Source organism: Streptomyces sp. NPDC025618 (assembly GCF_055558795.1).
The window spans coordinates 81,518-106,641 of record NZ_JBVHLW010000015.1; the positions used below are offsets into that span (position 1 = coordinate 81,518).

General features: G+C 71.2%; 22 protein-coding genes. 11 read left to right on the forward strand and 11 right to left on the reverse strand.

Translation table 11 applies throughout. The features are described 5' to 3' along the window. Positions 1 to 30 precede the first annotated feature (30 nt). From ACZ4A5_RS15785 to ACZ4A5_RS15795, 3 genes are all read left to right on the forward strand, one after another. Positions 31 to 948, forward strand: a complete 918-nt coding sequence (locus tag ACZ4A5_RS15785) for an SDR family oxidoreductase (RefSeq protein ID WP_467583137.1) — start codon at positions 31 to 33, stop codon at positions 946 to 948. A 386-nt stretch (positions 949 to 1,334) separates the two neighbouring features. Next, positions 1,335 to 2,168, forward strand: coding sequence for a COG1470 family protein (locus ACZ4A5_RS15790; RefSeq protein ID WP_467583140.1), 834 nt, complete (start codon positions 1,335 to 1,337; stop codon positions 2,166 to 2,168). After that, positions 2,165 to 3,151, forward strand: a complete 987-nt coding sequence (locus tag ACZ4A5_RS15795; protein WP_467583143.1) for a neocarzinostatin apoprotein domain-containing protein — start codon at positions 2,165 to 2,167, stop codon at positions 3,149 to 3,151. The genes ACZ4A5_RS15790 and ACZ4A5_RS15795 overlap by 4 nt, the downstream gene beginning before the upstream one ends. An 81-nt stretch (positions 3,152 to 3,232) precedes the next feature. Here ACZ4A5_RS15795 and ACZ4A5_RS15800 read toward each other — a convergent pair whose 3' ends face one another. Next, positions 3,233 to 4,765 (reverse strand): peptide MFS transporter, encoded by a 1,533-nt coding sequence (locus ACZ4A5_RS15800; protein WP_467583146.1) that lies wholly within the window; start codon positions 4,763 to 4,765, stop codon positions 3,233 to 3,235. A 468-nt stretch (positions 4,766 to 5,233) separates the two neighbouring features. Between ACZ4A5_RS15800 and ACZ4A5_RS15805 the strand changes: the two genes are divergently transcribed. Continuing rightward, positions 5,234 to 5,914, forward strand: coding sequence for a response regulator transcription factor (locus ACZ4A5_RS15805; protein ID WP_366004334.1), 681 nt, complete (start codon positions 5,234 to 5,236; stop codon positions 5,912 to 5,914). Positions 5,915 to 5,975: 61 nt separating this feature from the next. Next, positions 5,976 to 7,235 carry an ATP-binding protein gene (locus ACZ4A5_RS15810; RefSeq protein WP_467583150.1) on the forward strand — a complete coding sequence of 420 codons (1,260 nt, stop codon included), beginning with the start codon at positions 5,976 to 5,978 and terminating at the stop codon, positions 7,233 to 7,235. A gap of 46 nt (positions 7,236 to 7,281) precedes the next feature. On the opposite strand, the gene ACZ4A5_RS15815 is transcribed toward ACZ4A5_RS15810, so the two are convergent. Continuing rightward, the gene (locus ACZ4A5_RS15815; RefSeq protein ID WP_467583153.1) at positions 7,282 to 7,788 is read right to left on the reverse strand and encodes a GtrA family protein; all 507 of its coding nucleotides are present in this window, start codon (positions 7,786 to 7,788) and stop codon (positions 7,282 to 7,284) included. 204 nt (positions 7,789 to 7,992) lie between these two features. Here ACZ4A5_RS15815 and ACZ4A5_RS15820 point away from each other — a divergent pair, with 204 nt between their 5' ends. From ACZ4A5_RS15820 to ACZ4A5_RS15830, 3 genes are read left to right on the forward strand one after another with little or no spacing between them, the layout of a single operon-like run. Further along, positions 7,993 to 9,144, forward strand: coding sequence for a 5-(carboxyamino)imidazole ribonucleotide synthase (locus tag ACZ4A5_RS15820; protein ID WP_467583156.1), 1,152 nt, complete (start codon positions 7,993 to 7,995; stop codon positions 9,142 to 9,144). Then, positions 9,141 to 9,671, forward strand: a complete 531-nt coding sequence (purE, locus tag ACZ4A5_RS15825; RefSeq protein WP_467583159.1) for a 5-(carboxyamino)imidazole ribonucleotide mutase — start codon at positions 9,141 to 9,143, stop codon at positions 9,669 to 9,671. The genes ACZ4A5_RS15820 and purE overlap by 4 nt, the downstream gene beginning before the upstream one ends. A gap of 5 nt (positions 9,672 to 9,676) precedes the next feature. Then, positions 9,677 to 10,858, forward strand: coding sequence for a dipeptidase (locus tag ACZ4A5_RS15830; RefSeq protein ID WP_467583248.1), 1,182 nt, complete (start codon positions 9,677 to 9,679; stop codon positions 10,856 to 10,858). Positions 10,859 to 11,165: 307 nt separating this feature from the next. Here the strand turns inward: ACZ4A5_RS15830 and ACZ4A5_RS15835 are convergent, their stop codons facing one another. Next, complete coding sequence (locus ACZ4A5_RS15835) at positions 11,166 to 12,506, reverse strand: UDP-glucose dehydrogenase family protein (RefSeq protein WP_467583162.1); 1,341 nt, start codon at positions 12,504 to 12,506, stop codon at positions 11,166 to 11,168. A gap of 207 nt (positions 12,507 to 12,713) precedes the next feature. On the opposite strand from ACZ4A5_RS15835, the gene ACZ4A5_RS15840 reads away from it, so the two are divergent. Beyond that, positions 12,714 to 13,874, forward strand: a complete 1,161-nt coding sequence (locus ACZ4A5_RS15840) for an acyl-CoA dehydrogenase (protein ID WP_361528501.1) — start codon at positions 12,714 to 12,716, stop codon at positions 13,872 to 13,874. A 238-nt stretch (positions 13,875 to 14,112) separates the two neighbouring features. Here ACZ4A5_RS15840 and ACZ4A5_RS15845 read toward each other — a convergent pair whose 3' ends face one another. Next, entirely contained in the window at positions 14,113 to 14,661 is a 549-nt protein-coding gene (locus tag ACZ4A5_RS15845) for an acyl-CoA thioesterase (protein WP_398870276.1), read from the reverse strand. A 119-nt stretch (positions 14,662 to 14,780) separates the two neighbouring features. Between ACZ4A5_RS15845 and ACZ4A5_RS15850 the strand changes: the two genes are divergently transcribed. Continuing rightward, positions 14,781 to 16,079 carry an LCP family protein gene (locus ACZ4A5_RS15850; RefSeq protein WP_467583166.1) on the forward strand — a complete coding sequence of 433 codons (1,299 nt, stop codon included), beginning with the start codon at positions 14,781 to 14,783 and terminating at the stop codon, positions 16,077 to 16,079. Positions 16,080 to 16,097: 18 nt separating this feature from the next. On the opposite strand, the gene ACZ4A5_RS15855 is transcribed toward ACZ4A5_RS15850, so the two are convergent. Together ACZ4A5_RS15855 and ACZ4A5_RS15860 are read right to left on the reverse strand one after the other, a co-directional pair. Further along, positions 16,098 to 16,886 (reverse strand): VOC family protein, encoded by a 789-nt coding sequence (locus ACZ4A5_RS15855; RefSeq protein WP_467583169.1) that lies wholly within the window; start codon positions 16,884 to 16,886, stop codon positions 16,098 to 16,100. A 268-nt stretch (positions 16,887 to 17,154) separates the two neighbouring features. After that, positions 17,155 to 18,624, reverse strand: coding sequence for an LCP family protein (locus tag ACZ4A5_RS15860; protein WP_467583172.1), 1,470 nt, complete (start codon positions 18,622 to 18,624; stop codon positions 17,155 to 17,157). Positions 18,625 to 18,845: 221 nt separating this feature from the next. Here ACZ4A5_RS15860 and ACZ4A5_RS15865 point away from each other — a divergent pair, with 221 nt between their 5' ends. Further along, a complete protein-coding gene (locus tag ACZ4A5_RS15865; RefSeq protein ID WP_467583175.1) occupies positions 18,846 to 19,862 on the forward strand; it encodes a glycosyltransferase family 2 protein in 1,017 nt (338 codons plus the stop codon). A 39-nt stretch (positions 19,863 to 19,901) separates the two neighbouring features. On the opposite strand, the gene ACZ4A5_RS15870 is transcribed toward ACZ4A5_RS15865, so the two are convergent. From ACZ4A5_RS15870 to ACZ4A5_RS15890, 5 genes are all read right to left on the reverse strand, one after another. Beyond that, complete coding sequence (locus ACZ4A5_RS15870; protein WP_467583177.1) at positions 19,902 to 20,228, reverse strand: DUF4288 domain-containing protein; 327 nt, start codon at positions 20,226 to 20,228, stop codon at positions 19,902 to 19,904. Between the two features lie 10 nt (positions 20,229 to 20,238). Continuing rightward, on the reverse strand, positions 20,239 to 20,589 hold the full coding sequence (locus ACZ4A5_RS15875) for a hypothetical protein (RefSeq protein WP_467583180.1): 351 nt from the start codon (positions 20,587 to 20,589) through the stop codon (positions 20,239 to 20,241). 4 nt (positions 20,590 to 20,593) lie between these two features. Then, the gene (locus tag ACZ4A5_RS15880) at positions 20,594 to 21,055 is read right to left on the reverse strand and encodes a hypothetical protein (RefSeq protein WP_467583183.1); all 462 of its coding nucleotides are present in this window, start codon (positions 21,053 to 21,055) and stop codon (positions 20,594 to 20,596) included. Positions 21,056 to 21,229: 174 nt separating this feature from the next. Beyond that, entirely contained in the window at positions 21,230 to 22,963 is a 1,734-nt protein-coding gene (locus tag ACZ4A5_RS15885; protein WP_467583186.1) for an LCP family protein, read from the reverse strand. Positions 22,964 to 23,115: 152 nt separating this feature from the next. Then, positions 23,116 to 24,906, reverse strand: a complete 1,791-nt coding sequence (locus tag ACZ4A5_RS15890) for an LCP family protein (protein ID WP_467583189.1) — start codon at positions 24,904 to 24,906, stop codon at positions 23,116 to 23,118. Positions 24,907 to 25,124: the final 218 nt, after the last annotated feature.

Sequence of the window (25,124 nt, forward strand, 5' to 3'; positions counted from 1 at the left end):
TTCAGTGCATACTTCTGCGAGGAAAACCTCATGACCGACACGCAAGGGCGCCAGTACCTGGTATTCGGTGCCAGCGGATTCCAGGGCGGGGCAGTCGCCCGCCTGCTGGCCGAGCGGGGCCACGCCGTGCGCGGCTTCGCCCGCCGCCAGGTCGAGGCGGAGAAGGCCGTCGACGGCGTCACCATGGTCCAGGGCGACCTGGCCGACGCCGCCGCCGTCCGCGCCGCCTTCGAGGGCGTCACCCACGCCGCCGTGGTCATGCCGCTGGTCTACGACCGTGCGACCGTGGAGACCTACGCGAGGAACATCGCCGAGGCCGCCAAGGCGGCCGGGGTCGAGCGTCTGGTCTACAACGTCAACACCCCGCTGCCGAAGGCGGAGACGCCGTACGCCTCCTTCGAGACGCGCCGCGCCGTCGAGGCCGTCCTCCGCGACAGCGGTGTGCCGCTGGTCGTCGTCCGCCCGCCGGTCTACCTGGACAACCTCTTCAGCCCCTGGAACGGCCCCGCCCTCGTCGACGACGGTGTGCTGGCCTATCCGCTGCCCGCCGAGCGGCGTGTGTCCTGGCTGTCCCACACCGACCTCGCCGCGGCCGTGGCCGCCGCCCTCGACGCCGAGGGCCTGGAGGGCGAGACGCTGGAGATAGGCGGCGCCGAGACCGTCACCGGTCCCGAGCTCGCGGCGGCCTTCGCCCGTGCGCTCGGCCGTGAGGTCGGCTACCTCGCCCTGGACCCGGCGGAGTTCGAGGCCGGCCTCGGTCAGGTCATCGGCGCCGAGGCCGCCGCGGGTGTCGCGGGCATCTACCGCTGGGCCGCCTCCGGCGACGAGCCGGAGCTGTTCGCGGCCGACCCGCAGGCCACCGCGCAGAAGCTGGGTGTGCGCCTGACGCCGCTGAGCGAGTGGATCTCCGCGCAGCCCTGGCACATCTGGGCCAAGAAGAACGACTAGCACGACGGACGGGGTGGGGGGGGGGGGGGGGGGGGGGGGGGGAACAAAAAAAAAAAAAAAAAAAAAAAGAAAAAAAAAAAAAGAAAAAAAAAAAAAAGAGAAAACCCCAACAGATCGCTGGGTCCTGCTAACCCCCCCACACAACCACCCCCCCCCCCCCCCCCCCTCCCCCCTCCCCCCCCCCCCCCCCCCCCCCCCCCCCCCCCCCCCCTCCCCTCCCCCCCCCGCGGCCGCAGGCCGCCCCCGCCGCAGGCGGCAACGGACCGGCAGTCGGGGGTCTGGGGCACGCGCCCCCACGCGGCGGAGCCGCACATCAGATGCAGCCGGGAAGGGGCGGGGCTGGGGAAAAGCCCGCCGCAGGCGCAGACGCACACCGGGAGCCGCCCATGAAGCCGCACCACCTCGCAGCGATCTGCATCGTCCTCCTCGCCGCCGCCCCCACCGCCGCCGCCGACCCCCGGCAATGGACCGCCACCCCCGCCCCCGCAGGCAAAAGCACGCCCCGCCCCGACGACCGCAGAGCGTTCGAGCTGGAGGGCGATCCCGGCACCGTGTTCCAGGACAAGCTGTCCGTCATCAATCCCGGTGACACCGCGCGCTCCTTCGCCGTGCGGGCGGACGGGTCCTGGGTGTCGCTCGCCGTGCGCACGGTGAAGGTCCCGGCGCGTACCCGCGCGGACGTGCCGTTCGCCGTGGCCGTGCCCGCCGGTGCGGCGCCGGGGGATCATCCGGGCGCGCTCGTCGTCAGCGGGGAGGGGCGGCGGGTGCGCGTACCGCTGACCGTGCGGGTGAGCGGCGCCGCGCTGCCCGCGCTCGCCGTGGAGCACGTACGCGTCAGCCGCGAGGGCGGCGCCGCGGTCATCCGCTACGCACTGGTCAACCGCGGCAACACCGCGCTCTCCCCGCGCCTGGACATCCGCGCGGACGGCCTCTTCGGCACGGTCTGGCGCCGTACGGCCACGGGCGTGCCCGCGGAGCTGGCGCCCGGCCGGAGCGTGCGGCTGGCGGAGCGGTGGGCGGACGCGCCGCGCCTGGACTCCGTACGGGTCCGTCTCACCGCCACCGCGCCCGGCGGCGCCCGCGCGACCGCCTCCGGCTCGTACACGCCCCTCCCGTGGCTGTTCCCGGCCCTGGGCGGGCTCGCCGCGGTGCTCGCCGCGGCGGCGCTCCTGCTCGTACGCCGCTCCAGGCGCGCCCGGCGTGCGGGAGCGGCGGCGTGAAGGCCCGTGGCGCGGGCGCGGTGGCCCTGCTGCTGGCTCTGGCGTGTGTGCTGCTGCCCGCCGCCCGCGCGAGCGCCGACGGGCCCGCCCTGCGGCTCGACCGGACCGAGGCGGGCAAGGGCACCGTCCTCACCGTCAGCGGCACCGGATGGCGGCCCCGGACCCTGCTCACGCTCCTCGTCTGCGGCCAGGACATGATCGGCGGCACCGACAGCTGCGCCAACGCCGACGGGCGCACCGCGACCACCGGCGCCGACGGCCGCTTCAGCACACGGATCCCGGTCGCCGAGCCGCCCAAGCCGTGCCCCTGCGTGGTGCACGTGGCGACCGTCATGGGCGACCCGGTGGCCGTGGACGCGGCGCTCAAGGTGGCCGGGCACCCCGTCGCGTCCCTGCCGCCGCGCACCGGCGGGGAGCGGCTCGGGGTCCTGGACGCGCGGCTGGAGGGGAGCAGCGGGCTGCTCACGTGGTTCGGGGCGCCGCCGCGGCGGCGTCTGGTCGTCACCCTCGGCAATCTGGGCTCCACGCCCGCCAAGGACCCCGTCTTCGAGGTCGGCACCTCGCACGGGGTGCTCGCGCCCGAGTGGGAGAAGCAGCACTGGCGGGGCACGATCGCGGCGGGCGCGCGGGCCCGCGTCCGGCTGGACGTGGAGTTGGCGGCCGGGGCGTACGGCGACTACCAGGTGTCCCTGAAGTACGGGGACAAGATGCTGGTGGAGGAGCCGTGGGACGTGGGACGGCCGTGGGGGGTGACGCTCTTCTGGATCCTGCTGTGCGTGGTGGTGTCGGTGGGGGTGTTCCGCGTGGGCATGGCGGTGGTGGGGCGCGTACGGCCGCCCGAGCGGCCCGAGGAGGCTCGCGACGGCTCCCTGCCGTGGTTCAGCCCGGAGGCGGACCCGACACGCGCCACGGAGGCTCCGGACGGGGGTGTGCACCACCCGTCCACCACCCGCGCGAAGGCGCGTCCTATGGACGAGGCGTAAACCAAAGCGCCCCTCGGGGCGATGGCGCGCCATCGCCCCGAGGGGCACTCCGAGTCACGGAACGTTACCGAGCGGACCGCGTCAGCGGACGTCGCCCATCAGGCCGACGATCTTCTTGCGGTTCAGCCAGATGCCGGCGCCCGCCAGGACGGCGGCCGCGGCCTCGCCCAGGATCACGCCGGTGCCGTTGAGGTCGGCACCCGCCGTGATCAGCAGGGTCATCACACAGTCGCCCGCGGTGACCGCGAGGAACCACACGCCCATCATCTGGCTGGCGTACTTCGCCGGCGCCATCTTGGTGGTCAGGGACAGACCCACCGGGGACAGGCACAGCTCGCCGACGGTCTGGAGGCCGTAGATCGCGATCAGCCACATCGGGCTGACCTTCGTGCCGTCCGACGCCATCGACATCGGGAGGGCGAAGAGGACGAACGAGAGGCCGACGAAGACCATCGCCGCGGCGAACTTCACCGTGGTGCTGGGCTCGCTCTTGCGGCGGGCCAGCGCCAGCCACAGCGCCGCGAAGATGGGCGCCAGCGCCACGACCCACAGCGAGTTGACCGACTGGAACCAGGTGGACGGGAAGTCGAAGCCGAAGATGTTGTCCGCGGTCTTCTTCTCGGCGAAGGTCGACATCGTCGACCCGCCCTGGTCGAAGATCATCCAGAACACGGCGGCCGCGACGAAGAACCAGATGTAGCCGCTGACCTTGGTCTGCTCGGTCTCCGTCAGCTCCTTGTCGCGCTTGATGCGCGCCAGCACGAAGATCGGGATGAAGAGGCCGAGCAGCGCGATCGGGACCAGGGCCCAGTTGATCGTGTAGACGCCGGTGCCGATCACGATGCCGTAGAAGACCGCGGCGATGACGAGCCAGATCAGGCCCTTCTTCAGCCAGGAGTTGCGCTCGGCGACCGTCAGCGGGGTCGGGACCTGGCTGCTCTTCGCGTTCAGGTGGCGGGTGCCCAGCAGGAAGACCAGCAGACCGAGGCCCATGCCGACGGCGGCGATCGCGAAGCCGAGGTGCCAGTTGTACTTCTGGCCGACGGTGCCGATCACCAGCGGCGCGGCGAAGGCGCCGACGTTGATGCCGATGTAGAAGAGCGTGAAGCCACCGTCACGGCGCGGGTCCTTGGGACCGTCGTAGAGGTGGCCGACCATCGTCGAGATGTTGGCCTTCAGCAGACCGGAACCGATCGCCACCAGCGCGAGGCCGAAGAAGAACGTCGGCTTACCGGGGATGGCCAGGACCAGGTGACCGGCCATGATGACGCTGGCCGCGATGGCCACCGTCTTGCGCGGGCCCCAGACACGGTCACCGAACCAGCCGCCGGGCATGGCGAGCAGGTACACCATCGCCACATAGACGGAGTAGATGGCGACCGAGGTGGCCTCGGGCATCGCCAGACCGCCGCCCTGACTGCCGGGCTTGGCGTCCGGGCCACCGGCGATCAGATAGACGACAAGAAGGGCCCTCATGCCGTAGTAGGAGAACCGCTCCCACATCTCGGTCATGAAGAGAATGGCCAACCCGCTGGGGTGGCCAAGGAAGGTCTTGCCGCTGGGAGCAGGAGTGGTCTCCTGAGGAGCAGCACCCTTCGTCAGGCTGGACGCCATGGTCGATCCTTGTGTGCTCGGGACGCGCGATGGAGCTGTGACGCGCCCGGGTGGGGGTTGGCCGGCACCGGCTACTGCGCTGCCCGCCCCCACGCCCTAAGGGGTTCGATCCCCCGCGAGGGACCGGCAGGACAGCCGTACACCGGGATCCACGCCCCCGCGCACCTTCGCGCGGCGGACCCGGCCGACAGGTCATTCACTGTGTAACAAGGCTGAGGGAACAGCCCCGCGCACAACAGAGACCTCCGGCGAGATGTGGTCGTGCCGAAGGTCCCCCGATGGTGCTACAGACGTCTGGTCACCATACGTCACACCCCGCCCGAATAAGGAAGGAGTTGAGACATGGATCACAGGTGAGACCGGAACCATTCGCATACGTTCGAAGGTGAGTTTGCTCTTGGAGAAGTGTTGCCGTCGGTAGCTCTGAGTGCACCTCTGACGTGTGCCCGGGCGGACTACCATCAAGCCATGACCCGAGTACTGCTCGCCGAGGATGACGCGTCCATCTCGGAACCGCTCGCACGCGCCCTGCGCCGCGAGGGTTATGAGGTGGAGGTGCGCGAAGACGGTCCCACGGCGCTCGACGCCGGCCTCAAGGGAGGGGTGGACCTGCTCGTCCTCGACCTGGGGCTGCCCGGCATGGACGGCCTGGAGGTCTGCCGCCGGCTGCGCACCGAGGGCCACGGCTTCCCCGTCCTGGTCCTCACGGCCCGCGCCGACGAGGTGGACACCGTGGTCGGCCTGGACGCCGGCGCCGACGACTACGTCACCAAGCCCTTCCGGCTCGCCGAACTGCTGGCGCGCGTGCGGGCGCTGCTGCGCCGCGGCACCGTCGAGTCCCAGCAGCAGCCCCCCGCCACCCACGGCGTGCGGATCGACGTCGAGTCGCACCGCGCCTGGATGGGCGACGAGGAACTCCAGCTCACGGCGAAGGAATTCGACCTGCTCCGGGTGCTGGTGCGGGACGCCGGCCGGGTCGTCACCCGCGATCAGCTGATGCGCGAGGTCTGGGACACCACCTGGTGGTCCTCCACCAAGACCCTCGACATGCACATCTCCTGGCTCCGCAAGAAGCTCGGGGACGACGCCGCCAACCCGCGCTACATCGCCACCGTCCGCGGCGTCGGCTTCCGCTTCGAGAAGAGCTGAGCCGACCCGGCCCAGAGCCCCGCTGCCGGGCTGCTTACGTACCACCCGCCCGGAGGGCACCGTGCGCCGCCGACTGATCAACTCCACGCTCGCCGTCGTACTCGTCGTGATCGCCGTGTTCGGGATCCCGCTCGTCATCGTCGAGACCCGCACGATCGAGAACAGCGCGCAGGAGAGCGTGCAGTCGGAGGCCGTGCGCCTGGAATCCATCGTCGACAGCCGGCTGGTCGGCGGGGAGCGGGTGGAGTCGGGGATCCTCAGCGAGCAGATCACGCCGCAGCGCTACGCCCGGATCGAGATCCCCGGCAGGCCGGTCATCGAGATCGGCACCCGCCCCAAGGGCGGCCTCATCACCGCGGAGCTCAAGGGCGGGCAGGGCGAGACCGTACGGGTCGAGGCGTCCCGCTCCACGGTCAGCCGTGAGGTCGGCCGCACCCTGCTGGTCATCCTCGCGGTGGCCCTGCTCGCCGTGGTGGCCGCCGTCTTCCTCGCCGTACGGCAGGCGAACCGGCTCACCGCCCCGCTCATCGACCTGGCCGAGACGGCCGAGCGCCTCGGCTCCGGCGACCCGCGCCCCCGGCACCGCCGCTACGGCGTGCCCGAACTGGACCGGGTGGCGGACGTCCTGGACTCCAGCGCCGAGCGGATCGCCCGGATGCTCACCGCCGAGCGCCGGCTCGCCGCCGACGCCTCGCACCAGCTGCGCACGCCGCTGACGGCGCTGTCGATGCGGCTGGAGGAGATCACGCTCACCGATGACCCGGACACGGTCAAGGAGGAGGCGACGATCGCCCTCACCCAGGTGGAGCGGCTCACCGACGTCGTCCAGCGGCTGCTCACCAACTCCCGCGACCCCAAGGCCGGCTCGGCCGTCACCTTCGACCTGGACGAGGTCGTCAAGCAGCAGATCGAGGAGTGGCGCCCCGCCTCGCGCAGCGAGGGGCGGGCCATCGTGCGCTCCGGCAAGCAGGGGCTGCGGGCCGTCGGCACCCCGGGCGCGGTCTCGCAGGTGCTCGCGACGCTCATCGAGAACTCGCTGATGCACGGGGACGGCACGGTCGCCCTGCGCACCCGCGTCACCGGCACCCAGGCGGTCGTGGAGGTCACGGACGAGGGGCCGGGCGTCCCGCCGGACCTGGGCGCGCGGGTCTTCGAGCGGACGGTCAGCGGCCGGAACTCCACCGGGCTGGGCCTGGCGGTCGCCCGCGACCTCGCCGAGGCGGACGGCGGGCGCTTGGAGCTCCTCCAGGCCAACCCGCCGGTCTTCGCGCTGTTCCTCAGCCTCGAGGGGGACCAGACGGACGGCGCCGGCGCGGCCTGAGCCGCTGCCGCGCGTCGGTCGCTGTGTGTCGATTACCGCGCGTCGGTCACTGCGCGTCGATCCGGGCCGGCGGCTCCTCCGTGAGGAAGGACTCCGCCGTCTGCACCGCCTCGCGCGCGGGGAGGGCCCGGAAGACCCATGTGCGGTAGGACCAGAAGCGGAAGACCGTGCCGATGCCGAGGCCGACGACGTTCTTCGCGATGTTGTCCGCGAGCGGGGTCGTCAGGCCGAAGCCGTAGTGCGAGAGCGCCAGGATGCCGTTCTCGATCACCAGGCCGATGCCGCTGAACAGCAGGAACAGCGACAGCTCGCGGCTGCGCCGGCTGGTGTCGCAGTCGCGGTAGGTCCAGTAGCGGTTGCCGACGTAGTTGGTCGCGATGGCGGCGACCGTCGCGATCACGCCCGAGCGCACCACCGCGAGGTGGAAGCCGTGGACGCAGATGTTGAAGACGATGAAGTTGACCACGAACCCGATGGCCCCGACCGCGCCGAACTTCGCTATCTCGCGGGCCAGCCTCTGCAGCCGGGAACGCATGGTGTGCCGTTGACTCATAAAGATCGTCAGGCTCCGTCGTGTGGGGCTGTCCGGGGACATGGGCGGCATTCATGCTATCCAGCGCTCCGGGTCACCGAGAGAGGGCATCGGTGAACGCGGAGCGAACGCACGCCATATCGGCCATCACGGCAGTCCCTCGTTCTTGGGATGATCCTCCAAGAGGGTGCGGGAGCGGTTGGCGCGTACGGATACCCTGGGGGCGTGACGTTCCCGGTAGTCGGCATGGTCGGCGGCGGTCAGCTCGCCCGTATGACCCACGAGGCGGGCATCCCCCTCGGCATCAAGTTCAAACTGCTCAGTGACACCCCGCAGGACTCGGCGGCCCAGGTGGTCAGCGACGTCGTCATCGGCGACCATCGCGACCTGGAAACCCTTCGTGCTTTCGCACAAGGCTGCGATGTGATCACCTTCGATCACGAGCACGTACCCACCGAGCACCTCCGGGCCCTGGAGGCGGACGGGATTCCCGTCCGCCCGGGGCCCGACGCGTTGGTGCACGCCCAGGACAAGGGCGTGATGCGGGCGAAGCTCGACGCGATCGGAGTGCCCTGTCCCCGGCACCGGATCGTCGAGGACCCCGCCGACGTCGAGCGGTTCGCCGCCGAGGGCGACGGCTTTCCCGTCGTCCTCAAGACGGTGCGCGGCGGTTATGACGGAAAGGGGGTTTGGATCGTCCGTGACGCAGAAGAGGCGGGTGAACCCTTCCGCGCCGGAGTGCCCGTGCTCGCCGAGGAGAAGGTCCCCTTCGTCCGCGAGCTCGCCGCCAACGTCGTCCGCTCCCCGCACGGCCAGGCCGTCTCCTATCCCGTCGTCGAGTCCATCCAGACCGACGGCGTCTGCGACACCGTCATCGCCCCCGCCCCCGGCCTCTCCGAGGCGCTCTCCGCCCAGGCGCAGCAGCTCGCCCTGAAGATCGCCAAGGAACTCGGGGTGGTCGGCCACCTCGCCGTCGAGCTCTTCGAGATCCGCCACGCGGACGGCACCCCCGGCGTCCTCGTCAACGAGCTCGCCATGCGCCCGCACAACTCCGGCCACTGGACCCAGGACGGCGCGATCACCTCGCAGTTCGCCAACCACGTACGCGCCGTGCTCGACCTCCCGCTCGGCGACCCGCGCCCGCGCGCGAAGTGGACCGTCATGGCCAACGTCCTCGGCGGCGACTACCCCGACATGTACTCCGCCTATCTGCATTGCATGGCGCGGGACCCGGGCCTGAAGATCCATATGTACGGCAAGGATGTGAAGCCCGGCCGCAAGGTCGGACACGTCAACACCTACGGCGACGACCTGGCCGACGTGCGCGAGCGCGCGAGCCACGCCGCCGGATACCTGCGAGGAACGATCACCGAATGACGAACAGCTCCCCCCTGGTCGGCATCGTCATGGGCTCCGACTCCGACTGGCCCGTCATGGAGGCCGCCGCCAAGGCCCTCGACGAGTTCGACGTCCCCTACGAGGTCGACGTCGTCTCCGCGCACCGGATGCCCCGCGAGATGATCGCGTACGGGGAGCAGGCCGCCGGGCGTGGGCTGAAGGCCGTCATCGCGGGCGCCGGGGGAGCCGCCCACCTCCCCGGCATGCTGGCCTCCGTCACCCCGCTGCCAGTCATTGGCGTGCCCGTCCCGCTGAAGTACCTCGACGGCATGGACTCCCTGCTCTCCATCGTGCAGATGCCGGCCGGGGTCCCCGTCGCCACCGTCTCCGTCGCGGGCGCGCGCAACGCCGGCCTGCTCGCCGTCCGCATGCTCGCCGCCCACGACGGCCCCCTGCTGGAGCGGATGCGCCGCTTCCAGGACGAGCTCAACGAACAGGCCACCGAGAAGGGCCGCCGGCTGCGCGCGAAGGCCACCGGCAACGACGGCTTCGGCTTCGGCAAGTGACCGCCGTGAGCGACCACCTCGCCCGCGCCCGCGAACTGCTCGCCGCCCACCCCGTCGTCGACGGCCACAACGACCTCCCCTGGGCGCTGCGCCAGCAGGTCCGCTACGACCTCGACCGGCGTGACCTCGCCACCGACCAGAGCGCCGACCTCCACACCGACCTGCCGCGGCTGCGCGCGGGCGGCGTGGGGGCGCAGTTCTGGTCGGTGTACGTGCGCACCGACATGGCCGGTGACGAGGCCGTCAGCGCCACGCTGGAACAGATCGACGCCGTACGCCAGTTGACCGCCCGCTACCCCGCCGATCTGCGGCTCGCGTTCACCGCGGACGACATGGAGGCGGCGCGCGCCGAGGGCCGGATCGCCTCCCTCATGGGTGCCGAGGGCGGTCACAGCATCAACAGCTCCCTCGCCACGCTCCGCGCCCTGCACCGCCTCGGCGTGCGCTATATGACGCTGACCCACAACGACAACGTCCCGTGGGCCGACTCCGCGACGGACGTGCCCGTGGCGGGCGGGCTGACCGCCTTCGGCGAGGAGGTCGTGCGGGAGATGAACCGCCTCGGCATGCTCGTCGACCTCTCGCACGTCTCCGCCGACACGATGCGGGACGCCCTGCGGGTCAGCGAGGCGCCGGTGATCTTCTCGCACTCCTCCGCGCGGGCCGTCTGCGACCACCCGCGCAACGTGCCGGACGACGTCCTCGCGGCACTGCCCGCGAACGGCGGCATGGCCATGGCCACCTTCGTCCCGAAGTTCATCCTCCCCGAGGCCGTCGCCTGGACCCGCGCCGCCGACGAGAACATGCGGGCCCACGGCCTGCACCACCTCGACACCACGGCCGAGGCGATGGCCGTCCACCGCGCCTTCGAGGCGGCCAACCCCCGCCCCCTCGCCACCACATCGACGGTCGCCGACCACCTCGACCACATGCGCGAGCTCGCGGGCGTCGACCACATCGGCATCGGCGGCGACTTCGACGGCACGGCCTTCACCCCGACCGACCTGCCGGACGTGTCCGGCTACCCCAACCTGATCGCGGAGCTTCTGCGCCGCGGCTGGTCGGAGGCGGATCTGGCGAAGCTGACGTGGGGGAACGCGGTGCGGGTGCTGCGGGCGGCGGAGTCCGTGGCTGCCACCACGACGAGGGGCCCGTCGAACGCGACGCGAGAGTCCCTGGACGGCTGATCCCGCAGGGTGCGGCTGCTTGCGCCTGCGGCGGGCTTTTTCCCCTACCCGCCCCTTCCCGAGACCGGGGAGACCCCGGACCCCCAGCAACACGCTTCGCGCGTTGTCCTCAAACGCCGGACGGGCTGGATATCCAGCCCGTCCGGCGTTTGAGGACGCGGCCGCAGGCCGCTCCCGCCGCAGGCGGCAACGGCGGGACAGCCGGGGGCCTGGGGCACGCGCCCCAGTTTCGGGAAGGGGCGGGTAGGGGAAAAAGCCCGCCGCAGGCGCAAGCGAACGCCCCCCCCCGCGGCGGAGCCGCAAAAAACTAAGCCTGCGGCCGCCCCATGGCCCGGAACGTCCACCCGGCCTCCCGCCAAGCGCGAGCGTCCAGCGCATTGCGCCCGTCCAGCAGACACCGCTCAGCCACCACACCCCCCAGCTCCGCGGGAGAAAGCTCCCGGAACTCCCCCCACTCCGTCAGGTGCAGCACCACATGCGCCCCCCGCACCGCGTCCAGCGCCGTCGGCGCGTAGGCGAGCGTCGGGAAGAGGCGGCGGGCGTTCTCCATCCCCTTGGGGTCGTAGACGGTGACCTGCCCGCCCTGAAGGTGGATCTGCCCGGCGACATTGAGCGCCGGGGAGTCCCGTACGTCGTCGGAGTCCGGCTTGAACGTGGCGCCGAGCACGGCCACCCGACGGCCGAGGAAGCTGCCGCCGACCGCCTCCCGCGCGAGCTCGACCATGTGGCCGCGGCGGCGCATGTTGATGGAGTCGACCTCGCGCAGGAAGGTCAGCGCCTGGTCGACGCCCAGCTCGCCCGCGCGGGCCATGAAGGCCCGGATGTCCTTGGGCAGGCAGCCGCCGCCGAAGCCGATGCCGGCCCGCAGGAACTTCTTGCCGATCCGCTCGTCGTGGCCGATGGCCTCCGCGAGCTTCGCCACGTCGCCGTCCGCCGCCTCGCAGACCTCGGCCATGGCGTTGATGAAGGAGATCTTCGTGGCGAGGAAGGAGTTCGCGGCGGTCTTCACCAGCTCGGCCGTGGGGTAGTCGGTGACGACGAACGGCGTGCCCTGGCCGATCGGGGTCGCGTACACCTCGCGCAGCAGCTTCTCGCCGCGCTCACCGGCGACGCCGACGACGATCCGGTCGGGGCGCAGCGTGTCCTGGACGGCGAAGCCCTCGCGCAGGAACTCCGGGTTCCAGGCGAGCTCGACGTCGGCGCCCGCCGGGGCCAGCCCGGCGAGCAGCCCCGCGAGCCGCGCCGCGCTGCCGACCGGGACGGTCGACTTGCCGACGACCAGCGCGGGCCGGTGCAGCACGGGGGCGAGGGCGGTGACGGCGGCCTCGACGTAGGACATGTCGCACGCGTACTCGCCGTGCTTCTGCGGGGTGTTCACGCAGATGAAGTGGACGTCGCCGAACTCGCCGACCTCCTCCCAGGAGGTGGTGAAGCGCAGCCGCCCGGTCGAGCCCTCCAGGCCGGCCACATGGCGGCCGAGCAGCTCCTCCAGGCCGGGCTCGAACATCGGGACCTTGCCCCGGCCGAGCATCTCGATCTTCTCGGGCACCACATCGAGGCCCAGCACCTCGAAGCCGAGCTCGGCCATGGCGGCCGCATGGGTGGCGCCGAGGTAGCCGGTGCCGATCACGGTGATCCTGGGGGCCATGCGGTGCTCCATGTGCTGACGGGCCGGATTGCGCTGCCCGAGCATAGTCGGGGCGTGCCCCGGGAAGGATCTCGGGAGACGCCATGACCCCTCCGGCGCGGTGCGGACCGCCGTGCGGACGCTGTCGGCAAGCTCACGTATACCCGTCCGGACGTCGCCTCTAGAATTGGGTTACTAAACGGTAGTTAACTCTCAGGGGAGCACGCCTTGGCGGGAACAAAGGACTTCGACCTGTACCGGCCTTCCGAGGAGCACGACGAGCTCCGCAAGGTCGTGCGCTCGCTCGCCGAGGCGAAGATCGCGCCGTTCGCCGCCGAGGTGGACGAGGAGGGCCGCTTCCCCCAGGAGGCGCTCGACTCGCTGGTGGCCGCCGATCTGCACGCCGTGCACGTGCCCGAGGAGTTCGGCGGCGCCGGTGCCGACGCGCTGGCCACCGTGATCGTCATCGAGGAGGTCGCGCGCGTCTGTGCCTCCTCCTCGCTGATCCCGGCGGTCAACAAGCTCGGCTCGCTGCCCGTCGTCCTCTCCGGCTCGGACGACCTCAAGAAGCGCTATCTGAGCCCGCTGGCCAAGGGCGAGGCGATGTTCTCGTACGCCCTCTCCGAGCCCGACGCGGGTTCGGACGCGGCCGGCATGAAGACCAAGGCCGTGCGCGACGGCGACCACTACGTCCTCAACGGCGTGAAGCGCTGGATCACCAACGCGGGCGTCAGCGAGTTCTACACGGTCATGGCCGTCACCGACCCCGAGAAGCGCTCCAAGGGCATCTCCGCCTTCGTGGTGGAGAAGTCCGACGAGGGCGTCTCCTTCGGCGCGCCCGAGAAGAAGCTCGGCATCAAGGGCTCCCCGACCCGCGAGATCTACCTCGACAACGTCCGGATCCCCGCCGACCGCATGATCGGCGAGGAGGGCACCGGCTTCGCGACCGCGATGAAGACCCTCGACCACACCCGCATCACCATCGCGGCGCAGGCGCTGGGCATCGCGCAGGGCGCGCTGGACTACGCCAAGGGCTATGTCCAGGAGCGCAAGCAGTTCGGCAAGCCGATCGCCGACTTCCAGGGCATCCAGTTCATGCTCGCCGACATGGCGATGAAGCTGGAGGCCGCCCGCCAGCTCACGTACTCGGCCGCGGCCAAGTCCGAGCGCCTCGACGGCGACCTCACCTTCTTCGGTGCCGCGGCCAAGTGCTTCGCCTCCGATGTCGCCATGGAGGTCACCACGGACGCCGTCCAGCTCCTCGGCGGCTACGGCTACACCCGTGACTACCCGGTGGAGCGCATGATGCGCGACGCCAAGATCACGCAAATCTACGAGGGCACGAACCAGGTCCAGCGCATCGTGATGGCGCGCAACCTGCCGAAGTAGGGCTTTCGCGGGTGACGGCCCTCGGCGTGCTGCCGGGGGCCGTTCGCGTGGGCTCTGCGAGGCCGTCCGGGCTGTCCTCCGGCGGGGCCGTCCGCGCCGGGTGGCGCAGGAGCCCGCCTCGGCCCTCACGCGGCCTGCCTCGGCCCTCACGCGGCCCGCCCCGGCCCTCACGCGGCCCGTCCGGCGCTTGCGGATCCGCGGCGCAGCCGCGTTTCAGGCGCCCGCGCCCGCGAACCCGCTAGTCGGCCAGCCCTTCGGCCTCGCGCGAGGAGCGCAGTTCCATGATCGCCCGGCGGCGGGCCAGCCGGTGCGTGCGGCGGATCTGCGCCTCCTGGTAACGCCGCCGGTCCTTCTCCGTCTCCGGCTCCACCGGCGGCACCCGCCTCGGCTTGCCCCCGTCGTCGACGGCCGCGAAGACCAGATACGCGCTGCCGACCTGGACCGCGGGGGTGGACTCGTTCCACCGCTCGGCCATCACCCGCACGCCGATCTCCATGGAGCTGCGGCCGGTCCAGTTGCACTGGGCCTGCACATGCACGAGATCGCCGACCTTGACCGGTTCGAGGAAGGCCATCTCGTCCATGGAGGCGGTGACGGCGGGGCCACCGGAGTGGCGGCCGGCGACCGCGCCGGCGACGTCGTCCACCAGCTTCATGATCACGCCGCCGTGGACCGTACCGAGGAGGTTCGTGTCACCCGCGGTCATGATGTGCGAGAGGGTCGTGCGCGAGGCGGACGTCGGCTTGCCCGATATATCCGACTCCAGATCCGGGTCCTGAATGGTCATGTCCACCACTGTATGCCCGGGCGCTCCACGGGACCGGATTTGCATCAGCTCTGCAACAGCCCTGCCCCGATCATGTAGCCGCCCGTCTGTCGGCCGTACGGGCGGGCACACTCGACTCCATGAGTGATTGGCGCGAAGGGCGGAACGACGAGCGGCGGGACCGGTACGGACGCGGCAGCACGAGCGCCGAGCCGGAGGGCGTCCGCGCCATGCCGCATGTCCGCCGTGACGCCCCGCCGCGCCCGTACCGGCCGGTACCCGGCCAGAACTCCTCCGGCGGCGGCACGAGCGCGCCCCCGGCCCCCCGTCCCGGCGACGGCTACAACACGGGCCGGGTCTACGGGCACGGCGGCCCGGTGGGCCCGAACGGCGGCGGCGGTGGCGGCGACGGCCGGGGCCCGCGCGGCCGCGGCGGCCGGACCAGCCCGCCGAACTGGCGCAAGCGGATCACGGTCGGCCTGATCGCGTTCGTCGTGCTGCTGCTGGCGGTCTCCGTGAGCACGTACTTCTGGGCCGACTCGAAGATGCGCCGCGAGGTCGACCTCAGCAAGGTGAAGGACCGCCCCTCCGGCGGCAAGGGCACGAACTACCTGATCGTCGGCTCCGACAGCCGCGAGGGCCTGTCCGACCAGGACAAGAAGGACCTCCACACCGGGTCCGCGGACGGCAAGCGCACCGACTCGATGATGATCCTGCACACGGGCGACAACGGCACGACGATGCTGAGCCTGCCCCGCGACTCGTACGTCACGATCCCCGCCTTCACCGGGCCGCAGTCCGGCAAGCGGTTCCCCGCGTCCACGCACAAGCTCAACGAGGCGTATTCGGACGGTGGGGCGGAGCTGCTGGCGCAGACCATCGAGTACAACACCGGACTGCGTATCGACCACTACGCGGAAATCGGCTTCGGCGGCTTCCGCAATCTGGTCGACGCACTCGGTGGTGTCGACATGTGTCTGGACAAGCCGGTGAAGGACCGTGACTCCGGCGCGGACTTCAAGGCGGGCTGCCAGACGCTGAACGGCACGCAGTCGCTCGCGTTCGTACGCCAGCGCCACCAGGAGGCCGACCAGGACCTGGGGCGGATGCGCAATCAGCAGAAGTTCCTGAACACCCTCGCCAAGCAGGCGGCCTCGCCGTCCACGGTCCTCAACCCCTTCCGCCTCTACCCCGTCATCGGCTCCGGGCTGGACACGCTCGTCGTCGACAAGGACATGGGGCTGACGGACCTGATGTCGATGTTCTGGTCGATGAAGGGTGTCACCGGCGGCGACGGCAAGCAGCTGACCGTGCCGATCTCCAATCCCAGCCTGCCCACCCGGAGCGACGGCGTGGCGGTCAAGTGGGACTCGGTCAAGGCCAAGCAGCTCTTCGACCAGCTCAAGAACGACGAGAAGGTCACCGCCGCCGACAAGTGACGCCGGGCGCGCACCGGGTCAGGCGGCTTCCGGCCCGGTCGCGTTGATCACGGCGAAGATGCCGCCCTGCGGGTCCTGCACGACGGCCATCCGGCCCGCCATCATGTCGAACGGCGGCACGAGGACATTGCCCCGCGCGCGCACGAGGGCGTCGACCGTGCTGTCCGTGTCGTCGACCGCGAAGTACGTCAGCCAGTGCGGGGGCGTGCCCTCCGGCAGCTTGTCGAGCCCCTGCATCCCGCCGACGGTCCGCCCGTCGACACTGAGCGCGAAGTAGCCGTCCGCGCCCTCCATGGGATCGGCCTTGATGCCCAGGGCGGCGGAGAGGAACGCCGAGGCGGCGCCGGTGTCGCTGGTGTCGAGCTCGTTCCAGATCAGCGCGCCGGGCTCGTTGACGACGCCCGCGCCGGGGAAGTCCCGGGCCTGCCACAGGCCGACCACCGCGCCGGCCGGGTCGGAGACGACCGACATCCGGCCGAGCGTCATCACGTCCATCGCCGGCATCATCACCTTGCCGCCCGCCTGCGTGACCTTCCGCTCGGTGGCGTCCACGTCGGCGGTCGCGAGATAGGTGGTCCACACGGTCGGCGGCGTCGGCCCGCCGTCCGGCGACATCGCGGTCATGATGCCGGCCACCGGCTTGCCGCGCAGCGTGCAGACGGCGTACCCACCTGTCTCCGGCGGCCCGACCTCGCCCTGCCACCCGAAGAGATCACGGTAGAAGTCCAGGGCGGCTTGCTGATCGGGCACCATGAGGTCGATCCAGCAGGGGGTGCCGGGCGCGTACGGACCGGTTACATCGGGCATGTCGACTGCCTCTCGGGGACGCGATGCGGTGACCCCCCGTGTCTCCACCCTCCGCGCACCACCGGGCCCCCGCCAGCGGCGGGGGCCCGTCCGGGGTTCCGCGAGCCGCCCCGCCCCGGGCAGGAACCGGGAGCCGCGCTCCGCGAGGCGCGAGCCGTCTCTGCTGGCAGCGGCAGGCTTCACGCACGTCACGACTGAGGTCGTCGCCCCTCCGGAAGGCAAGGACGAGGGCACGCTCCTGGTGCGCGCCGAACGCCCGTAGAGCCCCTCAAGGGCACACCACCCGGTCCCCCGTCATCACCTCCGCGCCCGCCCTCTGCGGCGCCCGGGCGCGGACCGCGTGGAGGGTCGTGAAGTCCGTGCCGAGGGTGACGCGCATCAGCGGGCCCTGGCCCGGGACGGGGTGGAGTTCCGCCGTGGGGAGGGCCGCGGCGAGGGAGCGGACCGAGCGGTCCCAGCGGGGGTCGTAGGCGATCACCGTGCGCGCCTGGGCGGGGCCCGCGGACGCGTCCGTGGGGAGGCCCGTCGTGCTGAAGCCCATGGCGCGCAGCCCCTGGTCCGTGGCGCGGGCCAGGCCCTGGCGGCCGCTGCCGTTGTAGACCTGCACCCGGACCTCCGAGGGCGCCACCTCCACCGGCGTCGGCGCCTCCTGCCGCCGGGCCGGGGCCTTCGCGTCGTGGAGGCGGGAGGGCGCGTGCGCGGTCAGCGGCCGGTCCTCGCGCAGGGCCTGGAAGAGCCTGGCGGAGGCGGCGTCGTCCCACTTCACGGTCGAGCCGACGCGCGGCACCGGGAAGTTCGCGGAGGCGATCGGCACCGACAGGAACTCCGTGGCGGCGGGCTTGAGATTGCGCATGGCCTGGCCCAGCCCGATCAGCTCGCCGCTGTCGAAGCTCCGGTCGGCGCGTACCGAGCCCAGCAGCGTCTCGGCGACCTGCTGGAACATCACGGGGTTCAGCAGCACCCCGCTCTGCGACACCCGGTGCAGCAGCGCCGCGAGGAAGCGCTGCTGCCGCTGCATCCGGCCCAGGTCGGCGGCCCCGTCGAGGTGGCGGGAGCGTACGTACTGCAGCGCCTGGCCGCCGTTGAGCGTGCTCGTGCCCACCGGCAGGTTCAGCCCGCTGAAGGGGTCCTGGAGCGGCCGGTCGGTGCACAGCCGCACGCCGCCCACCTCGTCGACGGTCTTCATGAAGCTGGTGAAGTCGACCTCCAGATAGTGGTCGATGTGCACACCGGTGAGGTGCTCCACCGTCCGTACGGTCAGCGCCGGCCCGCCCTCCGCGTACGCCGCGTTCAGCTTCTGCACGTGGGTGGGGTGCGGGCGGCCCGCCTCGTCCAGGTGGTCGGGGATCTCGCTGTAGGTGTCGCGCGGCAGGCTGACCACGGTGGCCCGGTCGTGGTCGGCGGAGAGGTGCACCAGCATCACCGTGTCGGTGCAGTGACAGGGCGCGCCGCCCAGGTGGTAGAGCCGCCGCTGCTCCTCGGTGATCTTGTCCCGGGCGTCCGTGCCGACGATCAGCAGATTGGTGCCCTGCCCGCTCGCCGGCCGGTTGGACAGCCCCCGGAAGACGTCGATCCGGCCGATGCGGCTGTCGATCCCGCTGACCACCGCGTGCCCCACCCCCGCGGTGCCCAGGACCACCGCCGCCACGCCCGCGGCGACGCGCACCCCCCAGCGTGGTCGGCGGGGGGCGCCGTGGCGCGGTCCGTTCGTGCGGGTCGTGCGGGCCGGTGCGGTCATGGGGAGACCTCCGCGACGGACGGCAGCAGGGGCGACCTGGGGCGGGCCAGGGACCGGCAACGGTAGGTCAATACGATCAGCGGGCCGTGCCCCCACGCCGTTCCGGGTCACCGGGCCACCCGGCCGGACAGCGCCGGTGTCCGCCATTAGCGGTAACGTGACCGACGATTCCGCCGACCCCGGCCCAGCCGGGTGGGTGACCCCCGTACCCCCGAGGAACCATGCCCGAACAGCAGCCGCCCGCCGTTTCCGTGATCATGCCGGTCCTCAACGAGGAGCGGCACCTGCGCACGTCCGTGCGGCACATCCTGGAGCAGGAGTACGCCGGAGAGCTGGAGGTCGTGATCGCCCTCGGCCCCTCCACGGACCGTACGGACGAGATCGCCGCCGAGCTCGTCGAGGAGGACCCCCGCGTCCACACCGTGCCGAACCCCACCGGGCGGACGCCCGCCGCGCTCAACGCCGCGATCAAGGCGTCCCGCCATCCGGTCGTGGTGCGCGTCGACGGGCACGGCATGCTCTCGCCCGACTACATCGCGACGGCCGTGCGCCTGCTGGACGAGACCGGCGCGCAGAACGTCGGCGGCATCATGCACGCCGAGGGCGAGAACGCCTGGGAGATGGCCGTCGCCGCCGCCATGACGTCGAAGATCGGCGTGGGCAACGCCGCCTTCCACACCGGCGGCGCCGCCGCGCCCGCCGAGACCGTCTATCTCGGCGTGTTCCGGCGCGAGGCGCTGGAGCGGCAGGGCGGTTACAACGAGGAGTTCATCCGCGCCCAGGACTGGGAGCTGAACTTCCGGATCCGTGAGGCCGGCGGCCTGATCTGGTTCTCCCCGGAGCTCAAGGTCTCCTACCGGCCGCGCCCGACGGTGCGGGCGCTGGCCAAGCAGTACAAGGACTACGGCCGCTGGCGGCACGTCGTCGCCCGCTACCACCAGGGGTCGATCAACCTCCGCTACCTCGCGGCGCCGACCGCTGTCGTGGCCATCGCGGCGGGTGTGGTCGCGGGGGCGACCGTCAGCCCGTGGGCGCTGGTCGTGCCCGGCGGCTATCTGGCCGCCATCGTGGCGGGCTCGGTCCCGGCGGGCAAGGGACTGCCCCTGAAGGCGCGGGCGCAGATCCCCCTCGCGCTGGCCACCATGCACATGTCGTGGGGCTACGGCTTCCTGACCAGCCCGCGCTCCCTGGCGAAGAAGGTCATCGCCAGCCGCCGCCCGGCCGTGAAGAACGGCTGACCGTCCGTGGGGACCGGTGCGCCGGTCCCCACGGAGGCGTCAGATCCGCTCCCCCGAGAGAAGCGGCTCGAAGGAGCGGTAGGCGGTGTAGTTCCTGAAGTGCCGGACGTAGAGCTCCGAGCCGTCGGCCAGGCGCTCGTCGAGCACCTCGCTGACGTCGACCACGTGCCGCAGCCGCCAGATGATCAGCTCACCGGCCTCGTTCTCATAACTCGTCTCCAGGCCCTTGCCGTGCGCCTCGGCCTTCTCACGGGCCCGTGCCTCGTCCTCGGCCGTCAGCAGGACGAAGCTCTCCTGGTAGAGCGGGGTGTGACCGTCCATGTCGGACGAGGACTCGCACAGGAGGACAGCGACGTAAGTGGGCATGATTCCCCGGCTATTTCTTGAAGCGGTTGTCGTTCAGGAGCTTCCAGGCGGTGTTGCACGTGCTCAGGCGGCAGCCCTTGAGATAGCCCAGGGTGTCGCCGTAGTGCTGCCCGGGGAACACCGAACGGATGGAGCCCTTGCGGCAGCGGGAGATGAAGTTGGTGGCGATCTCCCCCAGGTTGTCGTTCGCCGCGCAGGCGTCGCCGAGACGGTGCCCGGGGGCGAGGTGTACGGGAGCGGTGGCCGCCTCCGCGGCCGTGGGGAGGCCGGTGGCCGCGCCGCCCGCGAGGACGGCGGCCAGCACGCAGCGGGTCACGAGCGCCCGCACGGCACCCCGGCGTTCGTGGTGGTGGGTGCGCATCGGGTCAGCAGCCCGCCATCTTCCCGTAGGCGATCCAGACCTCGCCCTTGTTGTTGAGGCTGACGTTGCCGCTCTTGTGCAGCCCGGTGTACTTCCCGCGGTACTTCCGCAGCTCCCCGACGGGCGATTCCAGCGTCATATAGGGGGAGTCGGGCTTCCAGTCCCCGGAGAACTTCGCGTAGACCTCGTTGGTCCCGTCGGTGCCGCTGGCCCAGCAGGCGCGGGATCCGGAGTAGAGGACGAGGTTGCCGTCGTACTGCATCTCCAGGCGGTAGCCGCCGTTGCGGAGGCAGTGGCCGGGGATGAGCCTGTCGGTGAAGGACGTGCCGTCGTTGCGGCACTCCTCCAGCACCCGGACGCCGGGGGCCTTCTCGGCGGGGGCGGCCGTGGCCTGCCCCGTCACCGCCGCGAGGGCCGCCAGCAGGTTCACCGCGGCGAGTACGCAGACCCGGGAGACGTTCCTCATGCAAGCTGCCTTTCGTGAGCGCTTCTGAGCCACAGGCGCAGAGAGTATCGGGAGCGCTACGCGAAGTCACCGGGATCGCGGAACTCTCACCCGTCACGGCGGTGAGGGGCCGGACCCCGCCCGGGTCCGGCCCCTCATCCGTACGCTCGTAAGGCCGACGTGCGGCTTCCGCCGTCAGAAACGATTCAGCGAATTGACCTTCATGCAGGCGGAGGTGTCGTTGCCGTTGAGCGGGTCCGCGCTCTCCGGGGCCTTGTTGTCGGCGTCCTTCTTCTTGTCGCCGGACTTCCCGCCGTTCTTGTCGCCGGACTTGTCGTCGCCCTTGTCGCCCGGCTTGTCGCCGGACGCGCCGCCGTCCGTCTTGCCGTCGGTGCCGTCCTTCGTGTCGTCCGCGCCGGCGCGGTCCTTGGGGTAGGCCGTGCCCGAGCGCCAGTCGGCGCCGATGACCAGGGTCAGTTCGTCGACCGCGGTGGACATGCGCAGCGCGCTGTCCGGCAGCCCGAGGGCCTTGGCCACCGCTTCGGCGTCACCGCGCTGGGACGCCTTGGAGTAGCTGAGCGTCGTGTCGAGCTGCGAACGGGGGGTGGAGTCGGCGGTGGCCTTGGTGAAGCCCTTCCCGACGAGGAACGCCGCGATGTCGCTGCCCCGGCCGGTGGCCACGGGCTGGGCCGCGGTGCCCGTGCCGTTGAAGACGGTCACCGGAACGCTGCCCTTGGGCGCGGCGGGCGCCGACGGGACGGACTTGGGGTCCTTCTTCTTGTCCTTGCCGTCGAGCGCGACGTCGTTGCGCACGAGCGAGAACAGCTTGTCCGCGTCGCCCGCCTTGGGGACGACGTGCGCGTCCGGGTCCTGCGGGTCGGTGGCCCACGGCATGGTCGTCATGGTGATCCGGCCGGACGGCACCTGCTTCAGGTCCTCGGCCAGGTCGTAGAGCTTCTTGACCGAGCCGAGGTCCTTGTCGACCGTCAGCGCCTTGGTGGCGGACTCGGCGAGCCCGGTGAGCTGGCCCGGGTCGCTCAGCTTGGTGCCGGACTTCAGCTGACGGACCATCGCGTTCATGTACATGTGCTGGGCGTGGGTCCGGCCTATGTCGCTGCCGTCCTCGAAGCCGTGCCGGGTGCGCAGCCACTGGAGCGCCTGCTCGCCCTTGACCTTGTGCTCGCCCTTCTCCAGCCGCAGCCCGGACTTGCTGTCGTAGACGTTGTTGTCGACGCAGACCGGCACGCCGCCGACGGCGTCGGCCATGCTCACCACGCCGGAGAAGTCGATCATCATGAAGTGGTCGATGGGGATGCCCGTGAGCTCTTCCCAGGTGGCGACCGTGCAGCCCGGACCGCCGTTCATGAGGCTGGTGTTGATGATCTGGCTGCTGGTCTCGCGGTAGACCTTTCCGTCCTCCGGGTCGGTGCACTTGGGGATCGTCACCCGGGTGTCGCGCGGGACGCTGATGACCGACATGTTCGTACGGTCCGCCGAGACGTGCACCAGCATCTGGACGTCGGCGAGCGGCTTGCGGTCGGCGTCCTCGCGGGCACCGCCGAGTGCGACGTTCTCGGGGGTGTTACGGCTGTCCGAGCCCAGCAGGAGGATGTTCAGCGGGCGCTGGCCCTCGGCGTTGGCGGCGCTCCGGTCGAGGCGCTTGTCGCCGAGGTTGAGGGCGTCCTTCTTGAGGTTGCCGTTGAGGTGCTGGTAGTAGAAGTAGCCCGCGGCGGAGGTGCCGAGGACCAGGACCGCGAGGCAGAGCGCGGTCCAGCGGGCTATTCGCGCTATGCGCGCGCGGCGGGACGGCGGCGTCCCCTTCGCGCCGCCGTCGCCGGACGCGCCCTCGCCGCTCTTCTTCCCCGCGCCGTCACGGGCTCCCGGGACGCGGCCGCGCGAGCGCGACCCCCGCACACTGCTCTGCCGCATCGGGCCTCCCCTGAATGGTGCTTCCGGCCCGATGGGCAGGCATGCCGTCTCTGGTGCGCCGTGGGCGCGGGTCGTTCCGCGCGCACGGGCGGGCCACGCGCCTCACCGGAGGGTGGCCCGACCAGTGAGATGCGTGTGTGCCACGCCTAGGTTCACTTGGCGCAGATGTTCTTGTCGTCCGCTTCGACCTTTTGAATGCCCTCCGGGGCCTTTTCGGGCGCCGCGGGTGCGGAGACGGGGGTGCCGGCGGCCTTGAAGTCGGCGCCGAGCGTGAGCGTCATGTCCGCCATCGGACCGGCGGCGGCCGCGGTCTCCTTGAGGGCGTCGGCCGGCAGCCCCATGGCGTCGGCGAGCCGCCGCGCCTGGTCGGCCTGGTCGGGCGCGAACTCCAGCACGGTCTTGTCGACCTTCTTGCCGCCGGGCGCGTTGCCGCCGTTGGTGGTGCGCGGCATGCCCTTGGAGTTCTGCATCCAGGCGACGGCCTCCTGGGCCGCGCCGATCCTGCCGCTGCCGTTGAGCACCTTGGCCCGCACGGCCGCGGGCGCCGCCATGGGGCCCTTGAGCAGCGCCTGCTGCTTGGCGTCCTTGGCGTCCTGTTCCTTCTTCTCCTTCTCCTTGACCTCGGTCAGGGAGACGTCCCGCTTGACCATGGCCAGCAGGGGGTCGGCCTTGGGCTTGTCCAGGACGACGGTCTTGTGGACCTTGCCGTCGGCCGGGTTGTCGAGGACGGGCAGGGTCGCGAAGGTGATGTTCTTGATGTTGACGCGGCTGAGATCCTTCGCCAGCTTGGTCAGGTCACTGACCGAGCCTATGCCCGTGTCGACGGTGAGCGACTTGGTCGCCGCGTCGCCGAGGTCGTAGAGCTTCTTGGGGTTGGAGAAGGTGTCCCCGGACTTCATCTTCCGGATCATCGAACTCAGGAACTGCTGCTGGAGCTTGATGCGGTCCAGGTCGCTCTCGAAGCCGACGCTGTGCCGGGTCCGTACGAACGCGAGCGCGTCCTCGCCCTCGATGTCGTGCCGGCCCTTGCTGAGCTTCAGGTGCGACTTGGGGTCGTCGATGTCCTTGCCCAGGCACACCTCGACGCCGCCGACCGCGGTGGACAGCTGCTTGACGGCGTTGAAGTCGGCCATCATGAAGTGACTGACCTTCAGCCCGGTGAGCGCCTCGACGGTCCGCCAGGTGCAGCCGGGGTCGCGGTCCTCCTGGCCCAGACTCTCGTTGAAGCGGACGCCCTTGGAGCCGGGGATCGTCTTCGTCTTGCCGTCCTGCTTGGTCGTGCACTCCGGGATGTCGGTGATCATGTCGCGCGGGATGGAGATCGCCGTGGCGTTGGAGCGGTCCTCGGAGACGTGGAAGAGCAGCGTGGTGTCGGCGTGGCCGACGCTGCCGTCGTCGCCGTAGCCCTCGTTGCCCTTGCCCGAGCGCTTGTCCGTGCCGATGACGAGGATGTTCACCGGGCCCTTGGTGACGGCCGCGTTGTCCACGCCGACGTCGACCTTGCTGAGGTTGTTGTTGAAGTGCTCGTAGAGCAGATACGCGCCCAGCGAGCCGCCGACCAGGACGAAGGCGAGGGAGCCGCCCGTCCAGAGCAGGACCTTCTTCTTCGCGGTCTTCTTCGGCCTGGGCCGCCGCCGGCCCGCGGCCGCCGCCTTGGGACCGCCGCCCCTGCGCCCGCCGCCACCGCCGGTGCCGCGCTGCCCGGGCATCGCCTTGGGCGCCGCGGTTCCCGGGCTCTTGGAGGAGATTCTCCCGGAGGGGACGAAGGAACTCGTCGCGGCCGGCGGGGTGGTGACGGCCGCGGGGGGCGAACCCTGCGCGGAGGCCGGATCAGACCCCTCGGCATGGTCGAGGCGCAGCTCGTAGCTGCCGGTTTCGGGGTCGAAGACCCACTGGTCGGCGGGGTCGATGCCGCCCGCCCGCCCACGGCCTTGCGCGTCCACGGTCGCTTGAATCCTCCGTCGGTGCCACGCGGCGCCTGCCCCCCGAGGCGCTCGGTCACGTCGTCTTTCAGTGCGCGGTCAGCCCGGCCGTGCGCACCGGATCGCTCACACTATCCGCCCAGTTCAGCGTCGAGCGACGCCGGTGACAAATTCCACTCCCCTACAACTGGGCAATCTGCCCAATCCTTTCGCGGCCGCGAAAAACCCGATCATACGTT